The organism is Tenacibaculum sp. Ill (assembly GCF_051938915.1).
Taxonomy (GTDB): domain Bacteria; phylum Bacteroidota; class Bacteroidia; order Flavobacteriales; family Flavobacteriaceae; genus Polaribacter; species Polaribacter larymnensis.
Genome location: NZ_JBPSCW010000002.1, coordinates 2683372 through 2697930 on the forward strand (window position 1 = coordinate 2683372; position 14559 = coordinate 2697930).

15 protein-coding genes are annotated in these 14559 nt (G+C 30.8%); 8 read left to right on the plus strand and 7 right to left on the minus strand.

The window, feature by feature from the left end:
* Positions 1–3 precede the first annotated feature (3 nt).
* Genes ACTPNM_RS12655 through ACTPNM_RS12670 form a run of 4 tightly spaced genes read left to right on the plus strand, consistent with a single transcriptional unit; the run spans position 4 to position 2316 of the window.
* On the plus strand, positions 4–594 hold the full coding sequence (locus tag ACTPNM_RS12655) for a hypothetical protein (protein WP_440122162.1): 591 nt from the start codon (positions 4–6) through the stop codon (positions 592–594).
* Positions 595–597: 3 nt separating this feature from the next.
* Positions 598–1392, plus strand: a complete 795-nt coding sequence (locus ACTPNM_RS12660) for a phosphatidate cytidylyltransferase (protein WP_440122164.1) — start codon at positions 598–600, stop codon at positions 1390–1392.
* A 28-nt stretch (positions 1393–1420) separates the two neighbouring features.
* A complete protein-coding gene (locus tag ACTPNM_RS12665) occupies positions 1421–1678 on the plus strand; it encodes an acyl-CoA-binding protein (RefSeq protein ID WP_274640539.1) in 258 nt (85 codons plus the stop codon).
* Between the two features lie 5 nt (positions 1679–1683).
* Complete coding sequence (locus ACTPNM_RS12670; RefSeq protein WP_440122165.1) at positions 1684–2316, plus strand: YceI family protein; 633 nt, start codon at positions 1684–1686, stop codon at positions 2314–2316.
* Positions 2317–2371: 55 nt separating this feature from the next.
* On the opposite strand, the gene ACTPNM_RS12675 is transcribed toward ACTPNM_RS12670, so the two are convergent.
* Positions 2372–3910, minus strand: a complete 1539-nt coding sequence (locus tag ACTPNM_RS12675; RefSeq protein WP_440122166.1) for a peptide MFS transporter — start codon at positions 3908–3910, stop codon at positions 2372–2374.
* Between the two features lie 198 nt (positions 3911–4108).
* Between ACTPNM_RS12675 and ACTPNM_RS12680 the strand changes: the two genes are divergently transcribed.
* The 4 genes from ACTPNM_RS12680 to ACTPNM_RS12695 are packed head-to-tail and all read left to right on the plus strand — an operon-like array spanning position 4109 to position 9249.
* Positions 4109–4795 carry a TetR/AcrR family transcriptional regulator gene (locus tag ACTPNM_RS12680; protein WP_440122167.1) on the plus strand — a complete coding sequence of 229 codons (687 nt, stop codon included), beginning with the start codon at positions 4109–4111 and terminating at the stop codon, positions 4793–4795.
* Positions 4779–6449 carry a peptidase domain-containing ABC transporter gene (locus tag ACTPNM_RS12685; protein ID WP_440122168.1) on the plus strand — a complete coding sequence of 557 codons (1671 nt, stop codon included), beginning with the start codon at positions 4779–4781 and terminating at the stop codon, positions 6447–6449. Before ACTPNM_RS12680 ends, ACTPNM_RS12685 begins: the two co-directional genes overlap by 17 nt.
* Before the next feature lie 6 nt (positions 6450–6455).
* Positions 6456–7817, plus strand: a complete 1362-nt coding sequence (locus tag ACTPNM_RS12690) for an HlyD family secretion protein (protein WP_440122169.1) — start codon at positions 6456–6458, stop codon at positions 7815–7817.
* Positions 7818–7851: 34 nt separating this feature from the next.
* Positions 7852–9249, plus strand: a complete 1398-nt coding sequence (locus tag ACTPNM_RS12695) for a TolC family protein (protein ID WP_440122170.1) — start codon at positions 7852–7854, stop codon at positions 9247–9249.
* Here ACTPNM_RS12695 and ACTPNM_RS12700 read toward each other — a convergent pair.
* The 6 genes from ACTPNM_RS12700 to ACTPNM_RS12725 form a co-directional block, all read right to left on the minus strand.
* Positions 9244–10347, minus strand: a complete 1104-nt coding sequence (locus tag ACTPNM_RS12700) for a hypothetical protein (RefSeq protein WP_440122172.1) — start codon at positions 10345–10347, stop codon at positions 9244–9246. The two genes, ACTPNM_RS12695 and ACTPNM_RS12700, sit on opposite strands and share 6 nt — an antisense overlap.
* Positions 10348–11433 carry an amidohydrolase family protein gene (locus tag ACTPNM_RS12705; RefSeq protein WP_274640547.1) on the minus strand — a complete coding sequence of 362 codons (1086 nt, stop codon included), beginning with the start codon at positions 11431–11433 and terminating at the stop codon, positions 10348–10350.
* A gap of 20 nt (positions 11434–11453) precedes the next feature.
* Positions 11454–11981, minus strand: a complete 528-nt coding sequence (locus ACTPNM_RS12710) for a 3-hydroxyanthranilate 3,4-dioxygenase (protein WP_047789336.1) — start codon at positions 11979–11981, stop codon at positions 11454–11456.
* A 96-nt stretch (positions 11982–12077) separates the two neighbouring features.
* Positions 12078–12854 (minus strand): SDR family oxidoreductase, encoded by a 777-nt coding sequence (locus ACTPNM_RS12715; RefSeq protein ID WP_440122173.1) that lies wholly within the window; start codon positions 12852–12854, stop codon positions 12078–12080.
* Between the two features lies 1 nt (position 12855).
* On the minus strand, positions 12856–13074 hold the full coding sequence (locus ACTPNM_RS12720; RefSeq protein WP_028893065.1) for a DUF6500 family protein: 219 nt from the start codon (positions 13072–13074) through the stop codon (positions 12856–12858).
* On the minus strand, positions 13067–14509 hold the full coding sequence (locus tag ACTPNM_RS12725) for an aldehyde dehydrogenase (RefSeq protein ID WP_440122174.1): 1443 nt from the start codon (positions 14507–14509) through the stop codon (positions 13067–13069). The genes ACTPNM_RS12720 and ACTPNM_RS12725 overlap by 8 nt, the downstream gene beginning before the upstream one ends.
* Positions 14510–14559 lie beyond the last annotated feature (50 nt).

Here is a 14559-nt window from a genome sequence, read left to right on the forward strand (position 1 = left end):
TTAATGAATTTTTTCAAAAAATTATTTAAAACATATCAAGAATCATCTAAAGAAAAAAAAGTCAACGAACAAGAAGTTCATTTGTCTTTAGATGATTCTTTTGTTCATCATTTTATTAATAAAGGAGGAAAGTTTTTATACTGTACATCAATAAACGAGGTAAGTAAAAATTTAAAAAACATCTTACAAGAAAACAATTGGCGCAAAATTACTTGCACCGATTTTGATTTATTAAAGATTACCGAGAAAATTGATATTTCTGTACAAAACCATTCCTCAGAATCTGTACCTTTTTTTACCTCTTGTGAACATTTAATTGCCGATAAAGGAGAAATTTTATTTTCTTCTAATCAATTAGGCAGTCACAAACTAGCGTCTCTCTCAAAACATTTTATTGTTTATGCTACTACTAGTCAGTTAGTAAAAAACACAGGAGAAGGATTAACAGGTATTAAAACACATTTTAGCGGCAACATACCAACCAATATTAGTTCTATTAAGAATTATACGTTTGAAGTTGAAGATGATAATTTTTTGAGTTATGGTAATAATAACACAAAAGATTTATATTTGCTGCTCTTTGAAGACCTTTAAAATATGTCTAACCTTTTTGTAAGAAGTCTTTCTGCACTTGTTTATGCTATTCTATTTATTTCTGCTATTCTTTTTTCAGCAGAAACATATATAGGATTACTTGCTCTGTTTGCTGCTGTTTGTATTTGGGAACTTTCTAAAATTATACAAACAAAAAACGTTGTTCCATATATACTTTTAGCAAGTGTTGTTTATTTAACTTTTCAAAATACAGTATTTAAGTATACTGATTATTTATTTGGCACTACTATAATTGGATCTGTCATTTTACTTTATTTACTTTTAAGTTCTAAATCTATTAAAACAAATACTTTAGCTAAAAAACTATTTTTACAAGTTATATATTTAGTATTACCATTTTACTTCTTAATGAATCTTCCTTTCATAAATGGTTCTTATCACCCCAACATAGTCATCTATATAATTTTTATTATTTGGACTAACGATAGCTTTGCTTTTTTAGTAGGTAAAAACTTTGGAAAACGTAAATTATTTGAGAAGGTATCTCCTAAAAAAACGATTGAAGGTTTTGTAGGCGGTTTATTATTTTCAATAATTGCAGGTTTTACTATTGGTCAATACTCTGGAATCTTTTCTATTTTAGATTGGATAATCATTGCTATTATAGTTGCTATTTTTGGTTCTTTAGGAGATTTAGTAGAGTCTAAACTTAAAAGACAAGCTAAAGTAAAAGATAGTGGTACAATTATGCCAGGTCATGGAGGCTTATTAGATAGGCTAGATAGCTTGTTTTTCCTTGCACCCTTCGTATATTTGTATATACATTACATAATGTAAACTATCTACATAAATAACTATCCACCCCATGGAAAATGATTTAGATTTAAAGTTTAAAGAAGCTTATAAAATAGCATCTGATCTAGAGGAAAAACTACCTCCTGATGTTATGCTACGCTTATATGCTTACTATAAACAAGCGGTAAAGGGAGATAGATTTACATTTAATGACAATAGTGATTTACGAAATGCCTTTAAATTTAATGCTTGGATGCAACTTAGAGGTATGAGTGAACGAGAAGCTAAAAAAGAATATATTAAATTAGTAAATTCAATCATAAAATAAATCTCATGAAAAAAATCGTTTATTCTTTAGTTATCTGTTTTACAGTTTTTCAAATGACATCTTGTAAATCAGAGGCAAAAAAAGAAACAGAAACTACAAAGGAAGAAGTTAAAGTAGAAAAGAAAGCTGCATTTGTTTTACAAGACGCTGACAACTTAATAAACTGGACAGCTTATAAAACTACCGAAAAGGTACCTGTAAATGGACAGTTCCAAAAAGTAAATATTACTGCTGGTGGTGAAGCTGAGACAGCTAAAGAAGCTATCAACAATGCTGAATTTTCTATTCCTGTAAGTAGTATTTTTACAAAAGATACTAGTAGAGACTTTAAAATTAAAAAGTTTTTCTTCGGAGTTATGGACAACACTGAATTACTTTCTGGTAAATTAGTTTTAGAAAATGATTCTATTGGTCACGCTAATTTAACTATGAATGGTGTTACTAAAAAACTTCCTTTTAAATACACTTTAAATGGAAAAGAGTTTAGCTTAAATGCAACTATGAAAATTACCGATTGGCAAGCTGAAAACGCTTTAGATTCTTTAAATACCGCTTGTAAAGATTTACACAAAGGGGCTGATGGAGTTTCAAAAACTTGGGATGAAGTAGCTTTAAACATTACATCTGTTTTTAAATAAAAATAGATTAAAATATATTTTAAAGCCTCAGAATAATTTCTGAGGCTTTTTATTTTTAATGTACTTCAAACATCCATTTTCTTACTGGTTTGTAAAAAGCAATTACTGACAAACCTATGATTGCTGAAATAACTCCTAGATTAGCATATACAGAAACGTACGAATATAATTGATGAAAAACCTCAGGCTGCTCCATAACTGTTTTCGATGACAAACCAGTAAACAATTCTGTTACTTTTCCAAAAAAGCCTTTAGAAAACACTCCTAAACTACCATTGACAACTGTAGTCAATTTAGCTATTTTTCCTGCAAAAAAATGACCATAAAAGTTTGCTGAAAACCATACTCCCATAATAAAAGCAATATATTTTACAGGTGATAATTCTGTCATTTTAGACAAACCTATGGGAGACAAAAACAACTCTCCAGTAGTTAGTATAAAATATCCTAAAATTAAATATACCATTGGGGTTTTAGCTAAATTGTCAACTTGATAACCTGACAATCCAAAAGTTATAAAACCTACCCCCAAAAACAATAAGCCTAATCCAAATTTTACAACAGAATTTGGGTTTCTATGTATTCTATGTAAATAACCCCAAAGTATAGAAAAAGGGATTGCCATTAGAATTATAAAAGTAGAATTAATACTATTAGTTTGAGCAGCATTTATTCCTACTAAGTTGACATTTCTGTCTGCAAACAAAGTCAATGAACTACCAGCTTGTTCAAAAATTGCCGCAAACAATGTATACAAAACAGTAAAAAATATAGCTACAGAAAGTTTTTTTCGTTCTTTGGAAGTCACAGTTCGTAAAATCTTAATTAAAAACAATATCAGAAATAACGAAACAATCCAAACCAAGTAATGCTCAAACTCATGATAATAAACTATCAAAGCAAATACTGGAACAGACAAAAGTGCTCCAATTGTTACTAAGTTTCCTTTTTTTACTCCAAATTGTTTTTCTTCAAATAATTCTTGATTTGGTACTACTCCTTTATCTTCAAAAACATTTTTCTTAAGCCCTCCTTTAAAAACTAACAATCCTAACAACATTCCTATTCCTGCCAAAACAAATCCATAGTGCCAACCATATAACTCAGCTAACCATGCACATAATAACGGGGCTACCGCTCCACCAATATTAATTCCCATATAAAAAATAGTAAATCCTGCATCTCTCCTATTATCTCCTTCGGCATATAGTTTACCAACAAATGAAGATATATTTGGTTTGAAAAAACCGTTTCCAACAATAATTAAGGATAATGAGCCATAAAAAAATACTGGATGTTCAAAAGTTAAAAAGAAATGTCCTAGTGCCATTAACACCCCTCCTAAAACAATTGCTTTTCTAAATCCTAAAACTTTATCAGCTAACATTCCTCCAATCATTGGAGTTACATATACTAACGACATATATGCAGCGTACACTCCGAATGACATTTCATCAGAAAATAATAAATGTTTGGTCATGTATAATACCAACAATGCCCGCATTCCATAAAAGGAAAAACGCTCCCATAATTCAGCAAAAAATAAATACAGTAATCCTCTTGGATGTCCTAAAACATCTGTTCTTGAATTCATATGTTTAATAATTTTTAAGTTTTTACGAATATATTTTTCAACTTAAAAAAACAGAAGACATGTAGTTAATTGTAGTAAAAAATAAGCTTTTGTGAGTTTTTGTAACCTATTTAAAGGCTAAAAATTAACATCTTATTAATATCTTTAAACGCTTTTATGATAGTTTTACTATTATATTTGCACTATTAATTTTTATTTATGAAAAATTTACTATCAAATTTAAAAATAGAAATCCCTTCAGGAATATATATAAAAGACCCTGAGACCTCTGATTTGGGTAAAAGAATAATAGAGAATAGTATTATACTCATTGAAGAAATTGGTTTTGAAAGTTTCAACTTTAAAAAACTTGGTAAAGTAATAGGCTCAAACGAAAGCTCTATATATCGTTACTTTGAAAGTAAACATAAACTCTTAGTTTACTTAACTTCTTGGTATTGGGGGTGGATTCAATATTTATTAGTAATAGAAACTTATAGTATTAGTAACCCAAAAGATAAATTAATTAAAGCGATTGAGGTTCTGGCTAGAAAAGCTGAGAAAGACAATAACTTTTCACATATTAATGAGGCCTTACTTAACTTAATAGTAATTAACGAAAACTCAAAATCGTACTCTACTAAAGAAGTAGATACTGAAAATAAAGAAGGATTTTTTAAATTGTACAAAGAAGTAGTAAAACGTTTTGCTGAAATAATTAGTAATTATAACAGTTCTTACAAACATCCATTAACACTTGCAAGCACTATAATTGAAGGAATTTTACATCAGCAATTTGTAAAATCACATTTTAAGTCACTAACCAATTGTGATGAAAGCACAACTACTACCTCCTTTTTTATTGAACTAACTTTAAACGTACTTTCTAATGAAAGAGAAAAATAAACTAACTCCGTGGCAACGATTTCTAAGATTAATAAACCTAGAGAAAAAAGACACACTACAAATAGCATATTATGCCATTTTTGAAGGTATTGTTGCTTTATCATTACCCTTAGGTGTACAAGCCATTATAAACTTATTACAAGCAGCACAGGTTTCTGCTTCTTGGATTGTTTTAGTTATACTGGTAACTGCTGGTGTTGCCTTTAGTGGAATTTTAAAACTAATGCAGTTTAGGATTATTGAAACTATTCAGCAGAGAATTTTTACCAGAGCATCAATAGAGCTTAGTTATCGTTTTCCTAAAATTAAGATGATTGAACTAAGAAACTATTATCCTCCTGAACTTGCCAATCGTTTTTTTGATACACTAACCATTCAAAAAGGTATTTCAAAAATATTAATTGATGCACCTTCTGCCCTATTACAAATTGTTTTTGCCTTATTACTTCTTTCGTTTTATCATCCATTTTTTATCATTTTTGGATTGTTAGTTTTACTATTAATCTATGTTGTTTTTAAGTATACAGCAGAAAAAGGATTAGAAACGAGCTTAATAGAATCAAAAAACAAATATAAAGTAGCACATTGGCTGCAAGAAATAGCAAGAACTATTATCAGTTTTAAACTATCAGGGAAAACAAAATTAGCTCTAGAAAAAAGTGATATTCTAGTAGATGATTATTTAAAATCTAGAGAAAGTCACTTTAAAGTACTTGTTATGCAGTATATTCAAATGATTAGTTTTAAAGTAATTATTACCGCTGGCTTATTACTTATAGGTGGTTTTTTAGTACTGACACAACAAATGAATATTGGTCAATTTGTAGCTGCTGAAATCATTATCATCCTAATTATGAATTCTGTGGAAAAATTAATTTTAGGACTTGAATCTTTTTACGATGTACTTACATCTATAGAAAAATTAGGAGAAGTTATTGATAAACCAATAGAACAGCAAGAAGGTAGTAGCGTTAACAGAGACAAACCTTTTAAAATTGAACTTCAAGACGTTTCCTATGTTGTTAACAACCGACCAAAACCAGTAATTAACAATGTTTCATTTGAAATAAACCCTAACGATAGGGTTTTAATCCAAGGAAGTAGTAACTCTGGAAAATCTAGTTTAATACAATTAATTTCTGGTTTAATTGAACCAACATCTGGAGATATTTTTGTAAATGATTTATCATTAAAAGGTATTTTTACTAATAATTATAGAGCTAACTTGGGGTTGTCTCTTTCTGAAGAAACTCCTTTTGAAGGAACTATTAGAGAAAATATAACCTTTGGAGATTCATCTATCACTGACGAGGAAATATACAGTATTTTTAAAATTACAGGACTAACAGAATTTCTAAAACAACAACCTAAAGGTTTAGACACTTATTTAAAACCTGAAGGGAAACTCATTGCTTATACAGTAGCTAAAAAAATTATTCTTTCTAGAGCAATCATTAAAAAACCAAAACTTCTCATTTTGGAAGATCCGCTTGATTTGTTTGAAAAAGATGAAGCTGAAAAGATAATTGATTTCATTACTGATGTTTCTCAACCATGGAGTTTAATTATTGTAAGCCGTAATGAACACTGGAAAAAGAAGTGCAACAAACAAATTACCCTTGAAAAAGGTAGTATAACTAACTTTAAATCCTAGGTAATCATGTTAAATATATCAAAAAACACCGTTTCAGATCAAATAGATATCACAAAATTCAAATCTGGAAAAGACATTTTTACAAAAGAGTACCACAAATTATTTAAAAGATTTTTACTAGTCTTTTCTGTTATCTTGGTTGTTATCTTATTTTTACCTTGGACTCAAAATGTATCCAGTGAAGGACATGTTACTACTTTAAAACCTAATCAACGTCCACAAACACTACAATCTCAAATACCTGGACGTATAGAAGAATGGTTTGTACAAGAGGGAGATTTTGTAAAGAAAGGAGATACTATTTTAAGAATTTCAGAAATAAAAAGTGGCTATTTTGACACTAAACTTGCTGAAAGAACTGGTAAACAGTTAAACTCTAAAACACTATCTGCCAAAGCATATAACAATAAAATTAGTGCTCTACAAAATCAAATTATTGCTATTAAAAAAGAGCGAAAACTTAAATTAGAGCAAGCAAAAAACAAATTAAAACAAGCTTATTTAAAGACTAAAAGTGATAGTATTGATTTTGAAGCTATTAAAATAAAACAAAAAATAGCTCAAACTCAGTTTGATAGAACTGTTACCTTAGAAAAAGAAGGCTTAAAAGCTGTAAAAGATGTTGAAGAAAAAAGAGCGAAACTTCAAGAGTTATCAGCTAAATTAATTTCTCAAGAAAATAAATTCTTTACTTCTAAAAATAATATTATCAATGCACAATTAGCTATTAGTAGTACACAAGCTTCTTATGCTGATAAATTATCTAAAACAGAAAGTAGCTTGTATAGCGCGCAATCTGGTGCTTATGAAGCAGAAGTTCAAGTTTCAAAACTCGAAACTAGCTTAGCTAATTACAGTAAACGAAGTTCATTATTATACATTACTGCTCCACAAGATGGGTATATTAATAAAGCTATAAAGTCTGGTATTGGTGAAACTTTTAAAGAAGGTGAACAATTAGTAAATATTATGCCTGCTGACTACGATTTGGCTGTTGAAATGTATATACAACCCATAGATTTACCGCTGATACACATTGGTGAAGAAGTTCGCGTTCAGTTTGATGGTTGGCCTGCTATGGTATTTAGTGGTTGGCCTAATGTATCATACGGAACTTATGGTGCCAAAATTGTAGCTATAGAAAATTTTATTAGTAGCAATGGGAAGTATCGTGTTTTAATTGTTCCAAATAACGAGCAAGAGCCTTGGCCAAAAGCTATTAGAGTAGGTTCTGGTGCAAAAACTATTGCCTTATTGAAAAATGTACCTATTTGGTTTGAGTTATGGAGACAGATTAACAGCTTCCCTCCTAACTTCTACCAACCAAAAAATAAAGAGAGTGGTAAAGGCTCAAAAAAAGAAGCCTAATAACTACTCAGTAAAACAATAAAAAGACAAATAGATGAAAAGGTTAACTATCCTTTTTTTGTTACTAAGCTTTATAGCTACAGCACAAAATAATTTAAGTACTCAACTTAGTTTAGAGGAATATTTAGGTTATGTAAAAAAATATCATCCTGTTATAAAACAAGCTGAACTTATTACAAGTACCAATGAGGCTAAATTATTAAAAGCTAGAGGTACTTTTGATCCTAAAATAGAAGTAGACTACGACAGAAAAGAGTTTAAAGGCAAGGATTATTACAAAAAATTAAATTCAACCTTTAAAATTCCAACTTGGTATGGAATAGAGTTAAAAGGTAGTTATGAAAATAATTCTGGCCAGTATTTAAACCCGGAACATAACACTCCTGAAAATGGTTTGTATAACGTTGGAATATCTGTTTCTTTAGCTAAAAACTTATTTATTAACAAAAGGATGGCTACTTTAAAACAAGCTAAACTCTATAATCAACAAGGTGAATTAGAACAACAGCTATTGATTAATGATATTTTATTTGAAGCTATTAACACATACTTAAACTGGTTGCAGTATTATCAGAGTTATAATGTATACAGAGACTATTACGCTAACGCAGATATTAGATTAAAAAACGTAAAGAAAAGCTTCAAAGCTGGTGATAAACCAGCTATAGATACTTTAGAGGCTAATATCAATTTAAAAAACAGAAAGTTAGACCTAGAAAAAGCGAATATTAAATACATTAAATCTAAGCTAGAGCTCTCTAATTACTTATGGATAGGAAACAATATTCCTATGGAGTTAAAAGAAGAAATAGTTCCAGATATTACTACTTTTTCTAACATTGATACTATTTTAAATACCTCTATAACTACTTTATTTGACAATGAATTTGAAAATCACCCTAAATTAAAGTTACTGGAGTTAAAGAAAAGAAACCTAGAAATAAACAAACAACTGAAAGTAAATAATTTATTACCTAAGGTAGATTTTCAATATAATTTGCTTGCTTCAAAAGTGAACAATTTTGATGCTTTTAGTACTGCGAATTATAAAAATTCTCTTCAAGTTAGCATCCCTTTATTCTTACGTAAATCTAGAGGAGATTTAAAACTTGCTAAATTAAAGTTACAAGATATCGACTTTGAGATTGCATCAACCAAAGTCTCATTACAAAATAAAATAACTGCTACCGAACAAGAAATTACATCATATAAAAAACAAAATAATATTTTAAAAAACCTTGTAAGCGACTACAATACAATTGTAAAAAGTGAAGAGCGTAAGTTTTCTTTGGGAGAAAGTTCTATTTTCTTAATTAATTACAGAGAAGTGAAATTAATTGAAAGTAAATTGAAAGAAATTAAAAATCAATACGAGTTTGCTAAAACCAAAGGAAAACTTATAAAGCTATTAGGTAAATTAAATAGCTTATAATTGTTGTTTATATTCCTCTAACAAAGCTTCATCAATAACTATATGCTCAGGAAGGATTCGCAAACGATACTTACTCTCACCTATAAATGTGATTAAATCTTTGCGCTCTAATTTTTCTTCTTCAAGGTTCAAAATTGAATTTATATTATCTATAATTCTAGTAACGTATGTTTGACTTTTAATGTCACCTCCTGAATTTACTATAATTGCTTGTTTGTCTGCTTCTAAATATTTTCTCCTGAAAGCAAATGTTAACAGGTTCTTGTATTGTGTTGTTTTAGATCCAAAATCTATTTTAGCATTTACAATTCCTTTAGATGGAATGGTTAATTTTATCAGCGACCAATCTAAAAACTGAATTTTCATTTCATTAGGCTTTGGTGTATGCGCTAGTTGTATTACCCAACTTGTCGCTAATACCAAAAACACTGATACTAATGATGTTTTGGCTATAACCCTAATTAATTGGTTTGTAAACTCATTATCAAAGCCAATTAAAACATCAGATAACTGAGAAATAAATAACAATACAATTGCTATAACCGATATAAAAGCGACCAACTTTAAATCCCTATACATGAAAGTTCTATAAAAAGAAACTCCCATTAAAAAACACAAAAAAGTCGTTAGTAAAACATCTGGAAGTGCCGCTATTTTTACTCCATAATAAAATTCATTTCCAAATAAAGAAGAGAATAATAACGTTATAGAAGCTACAACAACAATTATTAGTGCTATAATTTTTACATTCTTTTCATTTCTGTAAATAAACTTAGGAGCATCGTGTACATAATACAATGCCATCAACCAGAATAAGTTATTTACAGTTGATAGAATATTCACCCCTACTTGATGAGTTGTTGTTTTCTCAAAAGTGAAATAATTCGCTAGTAGTGCCCAAATACCTGAAGTTACCCAAACTAGCATTCCAAAGCTGAAATATAACAAACCTTTATCAACTCTTTTTATTGAATTACCTTCTTCTAGAACTTCTTTAAATCGCTTTCTTATATTATAGTAAATTGCTAGTAATAACACAGCTCCGATAAATGAAATACACGTATGTAGTAAGTTATGAAACTGTGTTACTTCAGCCATTTATTGTAAGATTTTAGAAACTAAATCCTTTTTTGCTTTTTTATCATCTCCAAACAACCATTGTAATACATTATCTTCCCACATTTCATCTTTTTCTTGCTCGTTAATAATATTTCTATCAATAGCTAAATCTAAAATTTTTCCCGGATATGATGATTGAATTTCACTCTCCATTTCACCCAATGGATACGGATCATCCAACCCTATTAATACTTGCTTTGCTCCTTGATTTTTAATCAATAAATCTAACGAACCAGTATCATGAACCAATGTATCAAAGAATATATTTTTATGCCCCACAGCTTTACGAGGATGTTGTTTTCCTTCAAATAAATCAGGTCTTCCGTCAAATCCTTGTATACGACGCCCTAAATTCATTTGAGCTAATTGACCTCCGTGAGCAAAACACACACGCATATTAGGATATTTCTCGTAATATCCGTTTAACGTTAAAAAGTGATAGGCATCTGCACATTGCGCCAACATCCAAATTAAGTGAAAACGCCAACTTGTATTTTGTAGTTTGATGAATTTTTCTCCATCATACGGATGAATTTCAACCGCTAAATTGTATTTATCAGCTAATTCAAAAATAGGTTCGTTCTCTTCATCAAAAATACAACGCCAAGTACCAATGGTATCCATGTAATGTGTAGGCAAACATAGCAAGCGCATTCCTAATACCTCAACACAACGTTCTATTTCCCATAAAGCACCACGTACAAACCCAGGATGTACTACAAAGCCTGTTGTAAATTTCGACGGATTTTCATGCTGCACACGTGCATTAAAATCGTTTTGAAAACGTAAAGCTTGTTTCATTTCTTCCAAGCGTAAACCATTTCCATATAATTGAGATAGATTTAAAACAACCGCATGGTCAATTTTAAAATGCTCCATCCATGCTAGTTTTTCATCTAAAAAGAAACTAGAATCCGTTACTGGTCGACTCCAATCTTTTTGTAACATGAATTTCCTATCCTTATCTACCCAAAAAATTCCTTTGTCTTTCATAAACTGCGGAATTTGTTCTGGATAAGGCAATAAATGCGAATGTCCGTTTATTCTTAATTTGCGTTTTTTCATTTTGGTTTCTATTGCAAAATTTATGCTTTGTTTGGTGCTTCCATCACAGTACCACATTTATCACAGGTACATTTTTCTTTATCAGAATAATACTTATCGAAAATTATTGGCATATCTGTCTCAATATTATCTAAAGCAAATTCTTCTCGATATAATTGATGTCCACAGTTTTCGCAATACCACTCTAAAGCATCCATCATACCTTCATCACGTGGATATTCAATAACCAAACCTACCGTATTTGCTTTACGTTGTGGCGAGTGTGGTACTTTTCCTGGTAATAAATAAATATCGCCTTCGTTAATTTCAACATCAATCATTTCACCTTTATCATCAATAATTTTTAGCACCATATCTCCTTCTAACTGATAGAAAAACTCTGGTGTTTCATTGTAATGATAATCTTTACGATTGTTAGGACCTCCAACAACCATTACGATATACTCTCCGTTATCCCATACTTGTTTATTTCCTACTGGTGGTTTTAGTAAATGACGGTTTTCATCAATCCACTTTTTGAAATTTAAAGGCTGTACTAACTTGCTCATTTTATTTAGATTTTTAGACTTTTACACACAATAATTAAGATTGTTTTAAAGATACTTAAATAGTCTTGTTTCTAAAAGTCTTTATTCTTGATTCTTTTATAATGATTTTGTTCTACCTCCATCAACAGGAACATTAATTCCGTTGATAAAACTTGCTCTTTCGCTTGCTAAAAACACAATAGCATTGGCTACCTCTTCAGGTTTAGCAAAACGTTTTGCTGGCGAAGCATTTTTCATCATTTCTGCAACTTCATCTATCGACTTACCTGTTTTAGCAGCTTTGTTATTGATAATTTCTGTCAAACGTTCTGTAGCTGTAGCTCCTGGTAATACATTATTCACTGTAATTCCAAATTGACCTAACTCATTCGCCAATGTTTTACTCCAGTTTGCCACTGCCCCACGAATGGTATTTGAAACTCCTAATCCATCTAATGGTTGTTTTACTGAAGTAGAAATTACATTGACAATTCTACCATAACTTTGTTCTTTCATAAACGGCACTACCGCTTGTACCAACACATGATTACATTTTAAATGCATCGTAAAAGCTCTTTCAAACTCTTCTAATTTTGCATTGAATACAGGACCTCCTGCCGGGCCTCCTGTGTTATTCACTAAAATATGAAACTGTAAATTCGTTGCTTCTAACTTCTCTTTTAAATCTGTTGGATTGGTGAAATCTGCTACCAAATACCCGTGATTTTGATTATTGTTTGGTAGTTCTGCCAACACAGCTTTTAATTTATCTTCGCTACGAGCTACTAAAGTTACATTTACGCCTTCTTGAGCTAATTGTATTGCTGCTGCTTTTCCTATTCCTTGTGTACTACCACATACCAAGGCATTTTTATGTTGTATCTCTAAATTCATCTTATTCGTTATTCTGAATCATTTGTTTAATCTTAATTGCTTTCTCAAAATGGTCTAACTGATGTGTTTGAATCCACCAAGTTGCCACTTCCATCAGTACTTTCGGGTTATCATTTTTATTCTTAAAAAATGCATAAAACGAAAGCCCTACGTTCTCTCCTTTCTTAGCAATCTTCTCTTCACAAACAGCAATTATTTTTTCCTTTATTTCCTTATTCATATTTTATACATACATTCTTTGGTTCTGTAAAAAAACGTAACGCTTCAAAACCTCCTTCTCGTCCTACTCCACTTGCTTTTTGCCCTCCAAAAGGAGTTCTTAAATCACGTAATAACCATGTATTTACCCAAACAATTCCTGTATGCAACTCTTTAGATATTCGCATAGTTCTTGTTAAATTATTGGTCCATAATGTTGATGACAATCCATACACCACATCATTAGCTAATTGCAACGCCTCATCTTCTGTTTTAAAAGACATGATAGTAACTACGGGTCCAAAAATCTCTTCTTGATTTAATCTACATTGGTTACTAGAAACCTCTATAACAGTAGGCTCTAAATAGTATCCATTCTCACTACCTTCTACATTTACCTTATTTCCTCCATAAAGTATTTTACCTCCTTCTTCCTCTGCAATATCTATATATGATTTTACCTTTTCTAAATGTGGTTTTGATACTAAAGCCCCTATGTTGGTATCTGCATCAAAAGGGTTTCCTATTTTTAGCTGTGATACTTTTTGAACAAAGTCTTTTTTGAATTGCTCATAAATACTTTCCTCAACAAGAACTCTACTTCCGCATAAACAAATCTGACCTTGATTCGCAAACGATGAACGCACCGTAGTTTCTAGCATTTTTTCATAATCACAATCAGCGAAAATGATGTTCGGATTTTTACCTCCTAACTCCAACGATAGTTTCTTAAACATCGGTGCAGCTGTACGTGCAATGTGTGCTCCTGTAGCCGTTCCTCCTGTAAATGATATTGCTTTGATATCTGGGTGCTCAATAATCGCTTGACCTGTAGTAGTTCCTAATCCGTGAACAATATTCAATACACCTTTAGGCAAACCTGCTTCATTACAAATTTCTCCTAATAAATACGCTGTCATTGGGGTTACTTCACTAGGTTTTGCTACCACACAGTTCCCTGCTGCTATTGCTGGAGCTATTTTCCAGGTAAACAAATACAATGGTAAATTCCATGGAGAAATACACGCTACTACACCAATAGGTTGACGCAGAGTAAAGTTCATTGCTCCTAAACCAACACTCTCGTGAGCTTCTGAGGAAAACTGTGTAATTGCATCTGCAAAGTATTGAAAATTTGACGATGCTCTTGGAATATCTATCGCAGTAGCCAAACTCAATGGCTTTCCATTATCCTTTGCCTCAGCTTCTGCCAATTCAGGCAATCTTTGCTGAATTAACTGTGCTATTCTGGAAAGAATGTCTCTACGTTGATTTAACGTAGTATTCGACCAAGCTGGAAATGCTGCCTTCGCTGCTTTATACGCTAATGCTACATCTTCTTTAGTAGAATTTGGAATTTGTCCATACACTTCTCCAATAGACGGATTGTAATTATCTATATAATTATTTTCTACTGGCGCTATCAGTTCTCCGTTTATGTAGTTTTTAATATTCATTTCATTCACAGATTAAAGAATCAAGACTCTTTTATTTTAATAACCTATAA

What these genes read in the sequence shown, in the direction of transcription:
- ACTPNM_RS12705 (WP_274640547.1), bottom strand. Translation starts at nt 11,433, where the DNA reads ATGAAAAAACGCAAATTAAGAATAAACGGACATTCGCATTTATTGCCT.
- ACTPNM_RS12715 (WP_440122173.1), bottom strand. Translation starts at nt 12,854, where the DNA reads ATGAATTTAGAGATACAACATAAAAATGCCTTGGTATGTGGTAGTACA.
- ACTPNM_RS12690 (WP_440122169.1), top strand. Translation starts at nt 6,456, where the DNA reads ATGTTAAATATATCAAAAAACACCGTTTCAGATCAAATAGATATCACA.
- ACTPNM_RS12655 (WP_440122162.1), top strand. Translation starts at nt 4, where the DNA reads ATGAATTTTTTCAAAAAATTATTTAAAACATATCAAGAATCATCTAAA.
- ACTPNM_RS12720 (WP_028893065.1), bottom strand. Translation starts at nt 13,074, where the DNA reads ATGAATAAGGAAATAAAGGAAAAAATAATTGCTGTTTGTGAAGAGAAG.
- ACTPNM_RS12670 (WP_440122165.1), top strand. Translation starts at nt 1,684, where the DNA reads ATGAAAAAAATCGTTTATTCTTTAGTTATCTGTTTTACAGTTTTTCAA.
- ACTPNM_RS12695 (WP_440122170.1), top strand. Translation starts at nt 7,852, where the DNA reads ATGAAAAGGTTAACTATCCTTTTTTTGTTACTAAGCTTTATAGCTACA.
- ACTPNM_RS12660 (WP_440122164.1), top strand. Translation starts at nt 598, where the DNA reads ATGTCTAACCTTTTTGTAAGAAGTCTTTCTGCACTTGTTTATGCTATT.
- ACTPNM_RS12710 (WP_047789336.1), bottom strand. Translation starts at nt 11,981, where the DNA reads ATGAGCAAGTTAGTACAGCCTTTAAATTTCAAAAAGTGGATTGATGAA.
- ACTPNM_RS12685 (WP_440122168.1), top strand. Translation starts at nt 4,779, where the DNA reads ATGAAAGAGAAAAATAAACTAACTCCGTGGCAACGATTTCTAAGATTA.
- ACTPNM_RS12665 (WP_274640539.1), top strand. Translation starts at nt 1,421, where the DNA reads ATGGAAAATGATTTAGATTTAAAGTTTAAAGAAGCTTATAAAATAGCA.
- ACTPNM_RS12680 (WP_440122167.1), top strand. Translation starts at nt 4,109, where the DNA reads ATGAAAAATTTACTATCAAATTTAAAAATAGAAATCCCTTCAGGAATA.
- ACTPNM_RS12700 (WP_440122172.1), bottom strand. Translation starts at nt 10,347, where the DNA reads ATGGCTGAAGTAACACAGTTTCATAACTTACTACATACGTGTATTTCA.
- ACTPNM_RS12725 (WP_440122174.1), bottom strand. Translation starts at nt 14,509, where the DNA reads ATGAATATTAAAAACTACATAAACGGAGAACTGATAGCGCCAGTAGAA.
- ACTPNM_RS12675 (WP_440122166.1), bottom strand. Translation starts at nt 3,910, where the DNA reads ATGAATTCAAGAACAGATGTTTTAGGACATCCAAGAGGATTACTGTAT.